General features: G+C 55.9%; 11 protein-coding genes and 1 tRNA gene. 5 read left to right on the forward strand and 7 right to left on the reverse strand.

The features are described from left to right. Positions 1–33: 33 nt before the first annotated feature. The 6 genes from tuf to tig all read right to left on the reverse strand — a co-directional run bounded on the left by tuf (position 34) and on the right by tig (position 6145). Entirely contained in the window at positions 34–1218 is a 1185-nt protein-coding gene (gene tuf / locus CI070_RS08310) for an elongation factor Tu (protein ID WP_012420089.1), read from the reverse strand. 44 nt (positions 1219–1262) lie between these two features. Next, positions 1263–1337, reverse strand: a tRNA-Thr gene (locus tag CI070_RS08315). Between the two features lie 206 nt (positions 1338–1543). Next, positions 1544–2626 (reverse strand): tRNA (adenosine(37)-N6)-threonylcarbamoyltransferase complex transferase subunit TsaD, encoded by a 1083-nt coding sequence (tsaD, locus tag CI070_RS08320; protein ID WP_094137314.1) that lies wholly within the window; start codon positions 2624–2626, stop codon positions 1544–1546. 22 nt (positions 2627–2648) lie between these two features. After that, a complete protein-coding gene (gene clpX / locus CI070_RS08325) occupies positions 2649–4019 on the reverse strand; it encodes an ATP-dependent Clp protease ATP-binding subunit ClpX (protein ID WP_094137315.1) in 1371 nt (456 codons plus the stop codon). 36 nt (positions 4020–4055) lie between these two features. Then, positions 4056–4712 (reverse strand): ATP-dependent Clp protease proteolytic subunit, encoded by a 657-nt coding sequence (locus tag CI070_RS08330; protein ID WP_094137316.1) that lies wholly within the window; start codon positions 4710–4712, stop codon positions 4056–4058. 122 nt (positions 4713–4834) lie between these two features. Then, positions 4835–6145 (reverse strand): trigger factor, encoded by a 1311-nt coding sequence (tig, locus tag CI070_RS08335; protein ID WP_094137317.1) that lies wholly within the window; start codon positions 6143–6145, stop codon positions 4835–4837. A gap of 299 nt (positions 6146–6444) precedes the next feature. On the opposite strand from tig, the gene bamA reads away from it, so the two are divergent. The 5 genes from bamA (at position 6445) to CI070_RS08360 (ending at position 11897) form a co-directional block, all read left to right on the forward strand. Then, on the forward strand, positions 6445–8832 hold the full coding sequence (gene bamA / locus CI070_RS08340) for an outer membrane protein assembly factor BamA (protein ID WP_218824891.1): 2388 nt from the start codon (positions 6445–6447) through the stop codon (positions 8830–8832). Between the two features lie 33 nt (positions 8833–8865). Next, positions 8866–9606, forward strand: a complete 741-nt coding sequence (locus CI070_RS08345) for a hypothetical protein (RefSeq protein WP_094137319.1) — start codon at positions 8866–8868, stop codon at positions 9604–9606. 38 nt (positions 9607–9644) lie between these two features. After that, on the forward strand, positions 9645–10580 hold the full coding sequence (gene metF, locus CI070_RS08350) for a methylenetetrahydrofolate reductase [NAD(P)H] (RefSeq protein ID WP_094137320.1): 936 nt from the start codon (positions 9645–9647) through the stop codon (positions 10578–10580). Between the two features lie 52 nt (positions 10581–10632). Then, a complete protein-coding gene (locus CI070_RS08355) occupies positions 10633–11370 on the forward strand; it encodes a tetratricopeptide repeat protein (protein WP_094137321.1) in 738 nt (245 codons plus the stop codon). A 254-nt stretch (positions 11371–11624) separates the two neighbouring features. Beyond that, positions 11625–11897, forward strand: a complete 273-nt coding sequence (locus CI070_RS08360; RefSeq protein WP_094137322.1) for a hypothetical protein — start codon at positions 11625–11627, stop codon at positions 11895–11897. Positions 11898–11993: 96 nt separating this feature from the next. Here CI070_RS08360 and CI070_RS08365 read toward each other — a convergent pair whose 3' ends face one another. Next, complete coding sequence (locus CI070_RS08365) at positions 11994–12620, reverse strand: TetR/AcrR family transcriptional regulator (RefSeq protein WP_094137323.1); 627 nt, start codon at positions 12618–12620, stop codon at positions 11994–11996. Positions 12621–12737: the final 117 nt, after the last annotated feature.

Genomic DNA, 12737 nt, shown 5'->3' on the forward strand with positions numbered 1-12737 from the left:
CTGATGTAGATTCCTCTACAGTTCCTGAGGAACTTAGTCAAGGATTTCGCTGATACGACCAGCACCCACGGTGCGGCCGCCTTCGCGGATAGCGAATCGCATGGCCTTTTCCATAGCGATCGGAGTGATGAGCTGGACTTCCAGGTTGACGTTGTCGCCGGGCATCACCATTTCCACGCCTTCGGGAAGGGTGCAGCAACCGGTCACGTCCGTCGTGCGGAAGTAGAACTGCGGGCGATAGTTGTTGAAGAACGGAGTGTGACGACCGCCTTCTTCCTTGGTCAGGACGTAAACTTCAGCCTTGAAGTTCTTGTGGGGCTTCACGGTGCCGGGCTTGATGATTACCTGGCCGCGTTCGATGTCTTCCTTCTTCAGACCGCGGAGAAGCAGACCAACGTTGTCACCGGCCTGGCCTTCGTCAAGCAGCTTGCGGAACATTTCGATGTCCGTAACGGCGGTCTTCTGGGTGTCCTTGATGCCGATGATTTCCACTTCTTCCATCTTCTTGATGACGCCGCGTTCGATACGGCCGGTAGCCACGGTGCCGCGGCCGGAGATGGAGAATACGTCTTCCACAGGCATGAGGAAGGGCTGGTCCACGGGGCGTTCGGGCTGGGGAATGTAGGAGTCAACGGCAGCCATAAGTTCCATGATGGAGTCTTCGGCGGCGGCGTCGCCTTCCAGAGCCTTAACGGCGGAACCCTTGATGATGGGGGTGTCGTCGCCCGGGAATTCGTATTCGTTGAGAAGTTCGCGGATTTCCATTTCCACGAGTTCGAGCAGGTCGGGATCGTCAACCAGGTCGCACTTGTTCATGTAAACGACAATGGCGGGAACGCCCACCTGGCGGGCAAGAAGGATGTGTTCACGGGTCTGCGGCATCGGGCCGTCGGAGGCGGCAACCACGAGGATGGCGCCGTCCATCTGAGCAGCGCCGGTGATCATGTTTTTCACATAGTCGGCGTGTCCGGGGCAGTCAACGTGAGCATAGTGACGGTTTTCCGTTTCATATTCAACGTGAGCCGTGGAGATGGTAATGCCGCGTTCGCGTTCTTCGGGGGCGGCGTCAATCTGGTCATAGCCGCGTGCTTCGGCGAAACCCTTCTTAGCGAGCACTGAAGTAATGGCGGCGGTAAGGGAGGTTTTGCCGTGGTCAACGTGACCGATGGTGCCCACGTTCACGTGGGGCTTGTTGCGCTGGAATTGCTCTTTAGCCATAATATTATGTTTAGGTTTGGGCTGCTATGGGTCTAGCTTGAAGATGGAGCTTCTGGCGGGAATTGAACCCGCGACCTCATCCTTACCAAGGATGCGCTCTACCCCTGAGCTACAGAAGCATAGACTTCTTCCGCCTTTCGCTGCTCCTAGAGAAGTCGTAAATCCGCCCAAACCTGCGGTTCTAGCGGATAAATAGCATCCTCCCGTGTTGCCTGACGAAAAGCGGACGCTATGTTACGTTTTTAGATGCGGGATGTCAATGAAAACATGAACATTTTTTCAGTTTAATGCTGCGAATGCAGGGCGCCCATGTATAATGTATTTATCAGGAATGCGTTGAATATTTGGATCTGTTTAGATCTTCCGTCAATTTAAGATTGGGGTCAACGTCTTCATCCAGAGAGTGGAACAATCCTCTGCGGGCTTTGAGACAGGTGACATAAGCGATCATGGCGGCATTATCCGTCGTCAAGTCGAAGTCCGGGAGGACCAGTTCCACTTTTTCGCGGTCGCAGGCGGTTTTCAGGCGGGAACGCAGCTCCCTGTTGCAGGAGACGCCCCCGGAGACGGCAAGGGTGCGGTGACCGGAGGCGCGCAGAGCTTTCAGAGCCTTGTGAATCAGGACGTCCGTCACGGCCCGCTGGAAGGAAGCGCAGAGGTCGCGCAGAGTTTGCCAAGGCAGGTCGTGAGGATCGCCGGTTTTCGTAATTTTGGGCAATGTGTAGAGAACGGCCGTTTTCAGGCCTGAGAAAGATACGTTGACTGTATGTTCTTTCATCAGGGCCCGGGGGAAAGAAAAGGCTTCCGGATCGCCTTCCGCCGCCAGGCGGTCGATTTCCGGCCCTCCGGGATAGGGAAGGCCGAGCATTTTGCCTACCTTGTCAAAGGCTTCCCCTGCTGCGTCGTCTAAAGAACGGCCCAGCAGACGGTAGTTCCCTACGCCGCGCACGTCCACAAAGAGGGTGTGGCCGCCGGAAACGACCATGCCCAGATGGGGAACGGGACCGCCGGGGCGTTTGAGGAAGGGGGAGAGCAGATGGCCTTCCAGATGATTGACGGAGACGAAGGGCTTGCCTGCCGCCAGAGCAAGAGCCTTGGCCGTGCTGTTGCCTACCAGGAGCGCAGCTACCAGGCCGGGGCCTCCCGTGGCGCCGAAAACGTCAATGTCCGCAGGAGCTGTTCCGGCTTCGCGGCACGCGGTACGGATGATTCCGGGAAGGTCCGCTGAATGGTTGCGGGAAGCCAGTTCCGGGACTACGCCGCCGTGCTGGCGGTGAATGGCAATTTGGGAGGAGATGACGGAAGAGAGTATTTCCGGCGCTTTTTCCTCTCCGGCAGAGCGCAGGATGGCGACCGCCGTTTCATCACAGGAGGATTCTATTCCCAGAACGGTAAGGGATTCCGGCATGAAGGAAGAGCAGGGAGGGGGGTTAGGAGGCCTGGTGGATTTGGGCCGGTTTGCTGCCGGTAACCGTTTCCCGGGTGATGGTGACGGAATCCGCATTTTTCATGCTGGGCACCTTGTACATGACGTCCAGCATGAGGGTTTCAAAGATGGAACGCAGAGCGCGGGCTCCCGTGCCGCGTTCCATGGCTTCGGCAGCCATGGCTTTCAGGGCGTCCGGCTGCACGTCCAGGTTGGCGCCGTACATGGCGAGCAGTTTGGAATATTGCTTAACCAGGGCGTTTTTGGGTTCCGTAAGCAGGCGGACGAGCTGGCTCTCATCCAGTTTGGAGAGCGGGCAGAAGATGGGCAGACGGCCTACGAATTCCGGAATCATGCCGAAGGAGAAGAGATCTTCCGGCATGGCCTGCGCCAGTATTTCCTCTTCCGAGTATTCCTTGCGGTCGCGTTGTTCCGTGATGGCTCCGAATCCCATCTGGGTGGCGCCGAGACGTTTGCGGATGATGTCTTCCAGACCGACGAAAGCACCGCCGACAATGAAGAGGATTTTTTCCGTGTTGACGCGGATGTATTCCTGTTGCGGGTGCTTGCGGCCTCCGGTGGGCGGAACGTTGCAAATAGTGCCTTCAATGATTTTCAGCAAAGCCTGCTGCACGCCTTCCCCGGAGACGTCTCTCGTAACGGAGACATTCTGGGTTTTACGGCCGATTTTGTCGATTTCATCCACATAGATGATGCCCTGTTCCGCTTTCGCTACGTCAAAGTTGGCAGCCTGGAGCAGGCGCAGGATGATGTTTTCCACATCTTCCCCCACGTAACCGGCTTCCGTCAGCGTGGTGGCGTCCACAATGCAGAACGGGACGTTGAGCATTTTCGCCAGCGTTTTCGCCAGCAGGGTTTTTCCGGAGCCGGTGGGACCGGCCAGCAGGATGTTGGATTTTTCAATCTCCACATCGTCCAGGGATTTGTCTTCCAGCATGACGGCACTTTGGCGCAGGCGCATGTAGTGGTTGTACACGGCTACGGAAAGCACTTTCTTGGCATAGTCCTGCCCGATGACATACTGGTTGAGCGTGGCGCACATTTCTTCCGGCGTAGGCAGCGGGCCTTCGTAGGCGGCCGGTCCGGCCGCCGTTTCCCTGAGCATGTCTGCAGCTGCCTCCTTGCGGGCTTCCGCCTGGCACATGGCATAGGCGGAGGGCTCCATATTCAGGATGCCGCGGATGAAGCGGGCTGCCATAGGAAGGCCTGTGTCCTTCACAATCATGTTGACGCAAATTTCAACGCAATTGTTGCAGATGTAAAAGTCTTCCGCAATCTGGATGAGCTTGTCCACCTTGTTCCCGGGCTTGCCGCAGCAGGAACAGGCAGGAAGATGATGAGTGGAACCGGACATGGTTGTTCAGGTAGAGAGAAATGGCGGAGGGAGGGATCAGGCCCTGGCTTTTTTCTTGTCGTCCTGGTCGTCGGAATGGTGCGTCAGAACTTTATCCACCAGGCCGTAGGCCACGGCTTCCTCAGCAGTCATGTAGTTGTCGCGGTCGGCATCCTTTTCAATCTGTTTTTCGGTTTTGCCGGTGTGTTTGGCCAGAATGCCGTTGAGACGTTTTTTGAGGTTGAACATGAAGCCGATGGTGCGTTCCACATCTGAAGCGGTGCCCTGGGCGCCGCCGGAAACCTGGTGAATCATTACGTGGGAGTTCGGCAGGCAGAAGCGTTTGCCGGGAGCTCCCGCGGCCAGAAGCACGGAGCCCATGGATGCCGCTATGCCCAGACAATACGTGTTTACGTCGCAGGAGACGAATTGCATCGTGTCGTAAATCGCGAGACCCGCCGTGACGGACCCTCCGGGGGAGTTGATGTAAACGTGGATGTCCTTTTTCGGATCAGCCATCTGAAGGAACAGGAGCTGGGCAATGACGGAATTCGCCACATCGTCGTCAATAGCGGAGCCGATGAAGATAACGCGGTCTTTCAGGAGGCGGGAGTAAATGTCAAAAGCGCGTTCGCCGCGGCCGTCCTGCTCCACCACCATGGGCACATAGTAGGAGTTTGCGGGACTTGATTTGGAAGATTGGTCTTGAAACATATTGATGGAAGATAGGATGTTGTTTTTTCAATGTACGTTACCCGTCTGCAGGACGCAAAACGGGGGAGTCGGGCATGTGCGCGCCAACTCCCCCTGATAAGGTGTTTTGTGCAGAGGAGGGGTTACTGCTCGTCTACCGTTACTTTGGCCTCTTTTGTCAGGAAGTCCAGAACCTTGGCTGTCAGCAGGCTCATTCTGATGCCATGCACGCGGCCTTCGCGCTGAAGTTCGCGGATGTAGGATTTGAGGTTCTTTTTCTGCTGGCGGGCCTGGCGCGCCACTTCGTTGTAAAGCTCCATTTCCGTGACGGCAATTTTTTCCACCTGGGCCACTTCCTGAAGCATGAAGAAGACCTTGAGGTTGCGCTTGGCCTCCTGTCTGGCTTCTTCCCGGGCTTCCTCAACAAATTTATCCATGTCCGCCGGGGCGTTTCCGCTGTACATGGCCTGCTGCATTTTCTGCTGGAGGATGCCGTACACTTCGCGTTCTACGACGGCTTCCGGAAGATTGAAGTCAAGCATGTCCGCCAGCTTTTCCGTGATCTGATCGGCCTTGGCTTCATCAATTTGCATGGCTTTGCGCTGGGCCAGGTTTTCCTTCAGGGCGGTTTTCAATTCTTCCAGGTTTTTGCCGGGAAGCACTTTTTCCGCAAAGGCGTCATCCATGACCGGAAGCTGTTTTTCACGTACTTCTTTCACCGTGGCATGGAAGACGAGTTCCTTGCCGCGCAGTTCCGTAATTGGGAAGGTATCCGGAATGGTGACGGTGATATCCTTGCTGTCACCGGCATTCAGGCCTTCCAGGGCAGAGGCGAAGCCGGGCAGGAATTGATCGTCTTCCACCTTCATCCACTGGCCGTCACGGCCTTCCAGGAAGCCTACGGGTTTGCCTACGGCTTCCGCTACGGGCTTGCCGTCCAACGTGGTTTTGAAGTCGATGATCGCTACGTCGTCTTTTTTGGCGGCGCGGTCCACGGGGGTGAATTCCGCGATTTGTTCAGCCAGGGAGTTCAGCGCTTCCTCTACGTCTGCTTCCGTTACTTCGGAAGAGGGGACCTTGACTTCGATGCCTTTGTATTCCGGCAATTCAAATTCGGGAACCACGGTCATCGTGCTGGTAGCGGCGTAGTTGCCCTGGTCATCCAGGGAATGTTCCGGCTTTCCAAAGTTGAGCACTTTCAATTTGGGGTTTTCTTCCAGAGCGGCGGAGCAGGCCGTTTCAAAAAGGGTATCCAGCAGTTCTTCTTCAATTTCTTTCTTGAAGCGCTTTTCAATGATGGACTTGGGGGTTTTGCCGGGGCGGAAGCCGGGAAGCTTGGCTTTGGCGGCGTAGGAATCCACAATGGAGGCGCGGCGCGCAGACGTGGTTTCTGCGGGGATGGAAGCTTTCAGCGTGGCTGTGCAGTCCGGTTGAATATCAACGTTGATTTCCATAAATAATACGGTCAGTGTTAATAGAAAATGGTTCTGTTTCGGCTCCGGGATGGCGGCAGCGGTCAAAACACGAGCGGCAATGACTTTAATGAGAGCGTATCTGGAGTGCAAGCTATTGCACGGGAATGACACAATTGCCCCCCTTAAGCGCGCACGCGCATGCGGCGTAAAGAGGCGCGCTACAACTGTGTTCTACGCGGAATCACGTCTTGACTATGCAAGAGGAAAAGTCCTTTATATCCCAAGCATTAAGTTCAGCTCTCATGATTCGTCCCGTTTTTTTGTGTGTTTCCTTTCCCTTGATAGCATGTTCGGCTGTTTTGGCCCAGGATGAAACTTCCCTTAACAGAGGCGGCTATGGTTCCGTGATGACTCCGGAACAGGTAATGCGGGAACTGGGGCCGGGCACGGGGCTTCTTCCCGGCGACCAGGCGTATGAGGGGCGGCCTGTGAAAAGCGTTTCCGTGCGGTACAGAAGCACCGGCAAGACCGTGTCCGAAGACCGTCTGAAAAATTTGCTGGCTACGCAGCCGGGCACCAGTTATTCCCCGGAAGTGGTTAACAAGGACTTGGAACGGCTGTTGGAAAGCGGTCTGGTAGGCGGCAATACAACGGTGGCCGTGGAGCCTTCCGGCGACGGCGTGTCGGTGGTGTTTGAAATGGCTGCCCAGAATCTGCTGGGCGGCGTGGGGTTCCGCGGCAATACCGCGTTTGACAACAGGGACCTCTCCGAGGAATGCGGGCTGAAGGGGGGGGAAGCTCTCAGCGATAAGGCCCTGAGCAGCGCTATTGCCAAGCTGCGCACTTACTATCAGGAAGCCCGGTATCCGGATGTACGCGTTTCCTATTTTTACCAGAAAACGGAACGGCCCGGCTTTGTGGATGTGGTCTTCGATATCAACGAAGGGAAAAAGGCCAATATTATCAAGATTGACTTTGTGGGCAATGAACACATCAGCGCCAAGGATCTTCGACAGGTGATGAAAACCAAGGAGAAGGGCTGGCTGACCTGGATTACCAAGTCCGGACGCATTGACCGTGAGCAGGTAGAGGACGATCTGGCGGAATTGGTGACTTATTACCGCAATAAAGGTTATTTGCGCGTCAAGCTGGACAAGGTGGAATATTTCGACGCCGGCAAGGGCAATGAGCAAAAGCTGATCATGAAAATTACCCTTACCGAGGGGCGCCGCTACAAGGTTAACCAGGTTGCCTTCGGTCCCACCAAGGTGTTTACGGCCCAGGAACTGATTCCCGGCCTGAGCATGTATAACGGGGATACCTATTCCGCCCAGAAAGTGGCCGACGACGTGACGATGATCCGTCGTTATTACGGTTCCCGGGGATATGCGGACGCCTCCGTGCGTCCGGACATTCAGGAAGTGGGCGTTGATCCCAAAACAGGGTACGGGCAGATCAACATCGTGTACCATGTGACGGAAGGCAATCCCTACCGCGTAGGCAACATCCGCCTGACCGGGAATAACCGCACGAAGGATTACGTTATCCGCCAGGAACTTCCCCTCCAGTCCAATGACCCCATGAACGCCGTGGATCTGGATACCGCCCAGAAGCGTCTCCAGAACCTGAACTATTTTGACATGGTGGACGTGGCCCAGGTGGGGTCCACGCGGCCCGGCTACCGTGATATCAATATCGAGGTGGCGGAAAAACGTACGGGGTCCCTGAATATCGGCGTGGCATTTTCCTCTATTGAAAGCGTTTATCTGTTCGCTGGCATCACCCAGTCCAACTTTGACATGTATGACTGGTCCTCTTTCGTGGGCGGCGGCCAGCGTTTCGCGATCAACGCCCGCGTCGGTTTTGAAACGCAGGATGCCAGCATCTCCTGGGTGGATCCGTGGTTCCTGCACCGCAAACTGGCCTTCGGGACGGAAATTTTTTACAGCAATTCCTCATATTTTTCCGATTATTACGACCAGCAGAACTATGGCTTTGCCATTTCCCTCCGCAAACCGATCGGGGAGTTGGATTACGTGAAACTGGAATACCGTCTGGAACAGTACCGTATTGACGCCGAGGGGAACGCCCCTATCTTCTTCTGGCAACAGGACGGAGATTACCTGCGCAGCCATGTGGAGCTTTCCTACACCATTGATACCCGAGACGCGCAGATTTTCCCCCGCAAGGGAGGCAAATTTGAAGTACTGGCCGGTTATTCCGGCCTGGGCGGCGATGTGCATACATACAACTTCGGCGTGAATGGCTCCTATTACTGGAATTTGCGCGGAGACACCATTTTCAGCATCAATGCCGGTGCGGCTACCGTGGATTCCTATGGCAGCCACGATGTACCCATTTTTGAGCGCCTCTATCTCGGCGGGCCGTACAACATGCGCGGTTTCCGTTTCCGGGACGTGGCGCCGTACAATCCCGCCCTGAGCGGTGATGAAACGATGGGCGGCCGTTCCTCCTTCTTCTGCCAGTTTGAATATTCCATTCCCGTGATTGAAGAAGTGCGCGTCGCGGTGTTTTATGACATCGGCTTTGTCAACGGGGACTCCTTTGACTTCAGCACGTCCAAAATAGTTTCCGACTACGGGATCGGCCTGCGCTTGAACCTGCCCATCGGCCCGCTGGCAGTGGACTATGCCATTCCGATTCAGAAGAACAACGCCATTGACCGCGGGGGCCAATTCCAGTTCTATCTTAATTATTCCTATTAACGATATTTAATAATTTCTCTACCGTTTGACGACATGAGCAATTTCCGCATTCTTATCCTGGCGTTTCTGGTGGTGGTGCTGGCTGTTCTGGGAATGATTTATGTGAATATTTCTTCAAGGATGGATGTGATTCAGCAACAGCAGCAGATGGCCTCCGCTCCGGCGCCGGCCAATCCCTCCCCTTATCTTCCGATGCCCACGCAGGCTCCTGCCTCCGCCGTTCAGCCGGTGGTGGTGGCGGACCCCGTGGTGAGCGAGGAGCTGGCTCATGTCTCGGCGGAGCTGGAACGGATGAAGAAGGAGAATGAAGAATTGAAGAAGCGCCATGCCCTGGCGGAGGAAGAACGCGATTTGTTGGAACGCCAGAGCATGGAGAAGGGAGATCCCCGGCTGCAATGGCTTAATGAAATCAAGGATGCGGAGCAGGTGGGCCGTGTGACGGAATACTACCGTGACGCTAATCTGGTTCTGTTCCAGTCCATCGGCCAGCCCGACCTGAAAGTGGGGCAGGAACTGGGCATCCGCAGGCGCGGAAGCATTTTCGTCTCCCTGATTATCGACGGGGTTGACCCGGACGGGAAGGTGTTCCAGTCCTACGTGAAGCGTAATACGCTTTTTGATCATAATGACAAGGAACCCATCAAGCCGGGAGATGAAGTCATTGTTCCTCCTGCAAGCTGGCAGGAAAACATGACGGAAGAAAACAAGTCCGCGTCTCCTTCCCCCGTTCCCGTGGAAGCTCCCAAACCGGTGATGATTCCCATGGAGCCGTGATGCGGCCCCGTATCCAGTCAAGCCAAGCATAAAGAGAAATGCACCTGAGAGAAAGATTGCAATCGGGAGCCGGTCCCAGCCTGTCCTTTGAATTTTTCCCGCCCAAAAACGAGCAGGCTGCGTTGGCCTTGTACCAGACCATTCGTGAACTGGAGCCTTACCGCCCCAGCTTCGTCAGCGTGACGTACGGCGCAGGAGGCTCCACCCGCGAGCTTACCCGCGAGGTGGTGCTGCGCATCCAGCATGAATCCCGTATTCCTACGGTGCCCCACCTCACCTGCGTAGGCCATAGCCGGGAGGAGGTATGGAATATTCTGGATCAATACGCCCGGGCAGGAGTGCGGGCTGTTCTTGCACTCCGGGGAGACCCTCCCCGGGGAGCGAAGGATTACAACCGTGATGCGGATGCTTTCCGCCATGCGGCGGATCTGGTGGCTTTCATCCGTGGGTATAATGAATCCGGCCGCCATCCGGATCCGGAGGGATTCGCCATAGGCGTGGCCGGTTTCCCGGAAGGTCATCCGGCTACTCCCAACCGCTTGCGCGAGATGGATTTCCTGAAAGCCAAAGTAGATGCCGGCGCGGATTATATCTGTACCCAGCTGTTTTTTGACAATCATTCTTTTCTGGATTACCGGGAACGCTGTCTGCTGGCCGGCATCAAGGTGCCCATCCTGGCGGGAATCATGCCTGTGACCAGCCTGTCCGGCATGAACCGCATGGCAGAGCTTTCCGGAGGCACCTGTTTCCCGGCCCGGCTGCTCAAGGCGCTGAAGCGTGCGGGTTCCAATCCGGACGCTATTCAGGAGGTAGGCATTCAGTACGCCTCCAGCCAGTGCGCCGAGCTGCTGGATTCCGACGTGGACGGCATTCATTTTTATACGCTTAACCAGAGCCGGGCTACGCGGGAAATCTACAGGAATCTGGGCCTGAAGGATTCCCTCCAGCTTCTGGAACATGGCGAAGATAAGTAAAAAGCTGATTGATTTGGCTGGGACAACACGGTAGAAACCTCTTCAACATATTATGGATATCAAGGATATTAAACGGGCCATGGACAATATGCCGATGGGCGACGGAAGCGCGTTTGCGGAGATTTCCGTCGGTCCGTCCAGGCACGAACAGTTTTTGGATGAACATTACGGCAAGGTTGCGCTGGTTGTATTGCTATGCGTCCTTGGAGCCGCCGGATGGATTATTTATAATGGCGTGCAGGACTCCATGGAAAGAAAGGCTGGCGCCGCTCTGGTGGCCGCTATGCCGGAATCCCCGGCAACCGGGGAAATTTCCCTGAACGAACAGGGGCTTCAGCAGGTGGTAGCTGATTTTGACAGTTCCCGCGCCGCCGTCACCGCCTCTTATCTTCAGGCCGTTGCCCTGTGGAACGCCGGCAAGGAGGATGAAGGCGTGGCCAAAATGAAAGCTTTTATTGATTCTGCTCCCACGGAGGAATGGAAAGCCCAGGCGTCCGTTACCCTGGCATGCCGCCTGATGAACCGGGGGAAAGCGAATGAGGCGGAAGGGCTGTTCCGTTCCGTGGTGGATGCTGGAGATCCCACTTTCTCCGGTTTTGCCACCATGTGCCTGGGGGACATTGCCCGGGCTAAGAAAGACAATGCCGTCGCAGGCGCTTTTTACCGTGAACTGGCGGAAAAATTCCCGTCCAGTGCATTTGCCCTGCAAAGCGGAGGCTACCTGTTGCGCAAGAGCCTGTTTGATATTCAGAGCCCCGTTCGTATTGAGCCTGTGGTAGAACAGAAATAAGCCTACGGACGTTTCCGAAGTTTTCCGGAAGATGAACGTTTTTCTCATCCGCATGTCTGTTTTTTTGCAGTGCATGCGGATTTCCGTATTCAGGAACGCCGGAACAGAGGGTAATGAAAAGCCCGCTGTGCGCTTAACTGTTGTGATTCCGGAAATTCCGTTCCGGACCGTGACATATTTAAACAAATGATAAGGGGATTCCTCGCTTACCGGATGTAACCGGGTCACCGGTATTAACCAGTATTTTTCATTCCATGAACAAGCATATCAAATCATTCTGGCTTCTTCCACTGGCGGGAATGGCGCTTTCTTTCATGCCGTCCTGCACGACGGACAGCTACGGGAACAGCTCCGTAACGCCCGGCGGAGCCGCCGCTATCGGTGTGGGGGCGCTGGCTGCCGGCGCCGCCATTGGAGCGGCTGTCCAGCATGACCGCGACAAGGACAGGTACCGCAATGACTGGCGCCGCCATAATCCCCCGCCTCCGCCTCCCCGTCCGCATCATCGCCCCCACTGGCGGAGATAAGGTGGGGGCATGCGTGTAAAGGCTGCGGTATTTCTGTCCGGCAGGGAGAGTCTGGGGGGGGTGATGCGGTTTTCCGATCTTCCCTTGCACGAATTCTCAAACCTGCCGGACGCCACGGAGCGCCCAGGTCATGCGTTGCCTGGCGCTTTCCGGGTCATTGAGGAGAGACCCCAGCAAATCGAGAACGGGCCGTGCCGCTTTCGGGTCGTGCACTTGGAGTTGTCCGGAAAGAATAAAGGGGGCTCCTCCGCAGCAGGCAAGGTAAACGAGGATGTTCATGGGGTCTCCCATGAGTACGGATCCCTCCTGCTGGGCTTCCCGTATGGTTTCCAGCAGCACGAGGGGATGGCGCGTATGGATTCCTGAAATGAAACGGATGGCTGCCCGTTCCCCAGCCAGGGCATCCAGCACCAGCTGGGCGATGAACTGGCCGTGACGCAACAGGAATTCCATGACGTCACCCAGGATGGCTTCCAGTTTTTCAAAGGCCGGAAGATGAATGTTGGCGTGGGTTCTGATGCCAGTGAACAGAGGTTCGTACCAGCGTTCCAGAAGCTCGGTCAGAAAAGCTTCCCGGTTGCCGAAGTGATAGACAAAGCTTCCTGTATTGGTGCCGGCCCGCAGGGACAGACCGCGAACGGTGAGGGCGCGCAGCCCGGATTCCGCGACGATCATGGCGCCCGTATTGAGCAGGTGCTCTCTGGTGGATTTCCGTTTGGGCATGAAGGTGAAGCTTGAACCTCCATGTGTGCTCCTTATTGGCCTGCAAGGCAAGGATTCGTTATGTCTGTTGTTGTAAAAAGCGGAACCGGGGCTTATCCCCTCCCCGGTTCCGCCGCC

It is taken from the genome of Akkermansia muciniphila (assembly GCF_900184965.1).
Lineage (GTDB): Bacteria > Verrucomicrobiota > Verrucomicrobiia > Verrucomicrobiales > Akkermansiaceae > Akkermansia > Akkermansia muciniphila_A.

Coding starts and splice junctions, on each gene's coding strand:
- tuf (WP_012420089.1), bottom strand. CDS start 1,218: ATGGCTAAAGAGCAATTCCAGCGCAACAAGCCCCACGTGAACGTGGGC.
- CI070_RS08360 (WP_094137322.1), top strand. CDS start 11,625: ATGAACAAGCATATCAAATCATTCTGGCTTCTTCCACTGGCGGGAATG.
- clpX (WP_094137315.1), bottom strand. CDS start 4,019: ATGTCCGGTTCCACTCATCATCTTCCTGCCTGTTCCTGCTGCGGCAAG.
- CI070_RS08365 (WP_094137323.1), bottom strand. CDS start 12,620: ATGCCCAAACGGAAATCCACCAGAGAGCACCTGCTCAATACGGGCGCC.
- CI070_RS08330 (WP_094137316.1), bottom strand. CDS start 4,712: ATGTTTCAAGACCAATCTTCCAAATCAAGTCCCGCAAACTCCTACTAT.
- tig (WP_094137317.1), bottom strand. CDS start 6,145: ATGGAAATCAACGTTGATATTCAACCGGACTGCACAGCCACGCTGAAA.
- CI070_RS08345 (WP_094137319.1), top strand. CDS start 8,866: ATGAGCAATTTCCGCATTCTTATCCTGGCGTTTCTGGTGGTGGTGCTG.
- CI070_RS08355 (WP_094137321.1), top strand. CDS start 10,633: ATGGATATCAAGGATATTAAACGGGCCATGGACAATATGCCGATGGGC.
- tsaD (WP_094137314.1), bottom strand. CDS start 2,626: ATGCCGGAATCCCTTACCGTTCTGGGAATAGAATCCTCCTGTGATGAA.
- metF (WP_094137320.1), top strand. CDS start 9,645: ATGCACCTGAGAGAAAGATTGCAATCGGGAGCCGGTCCCAGCCTGTCC.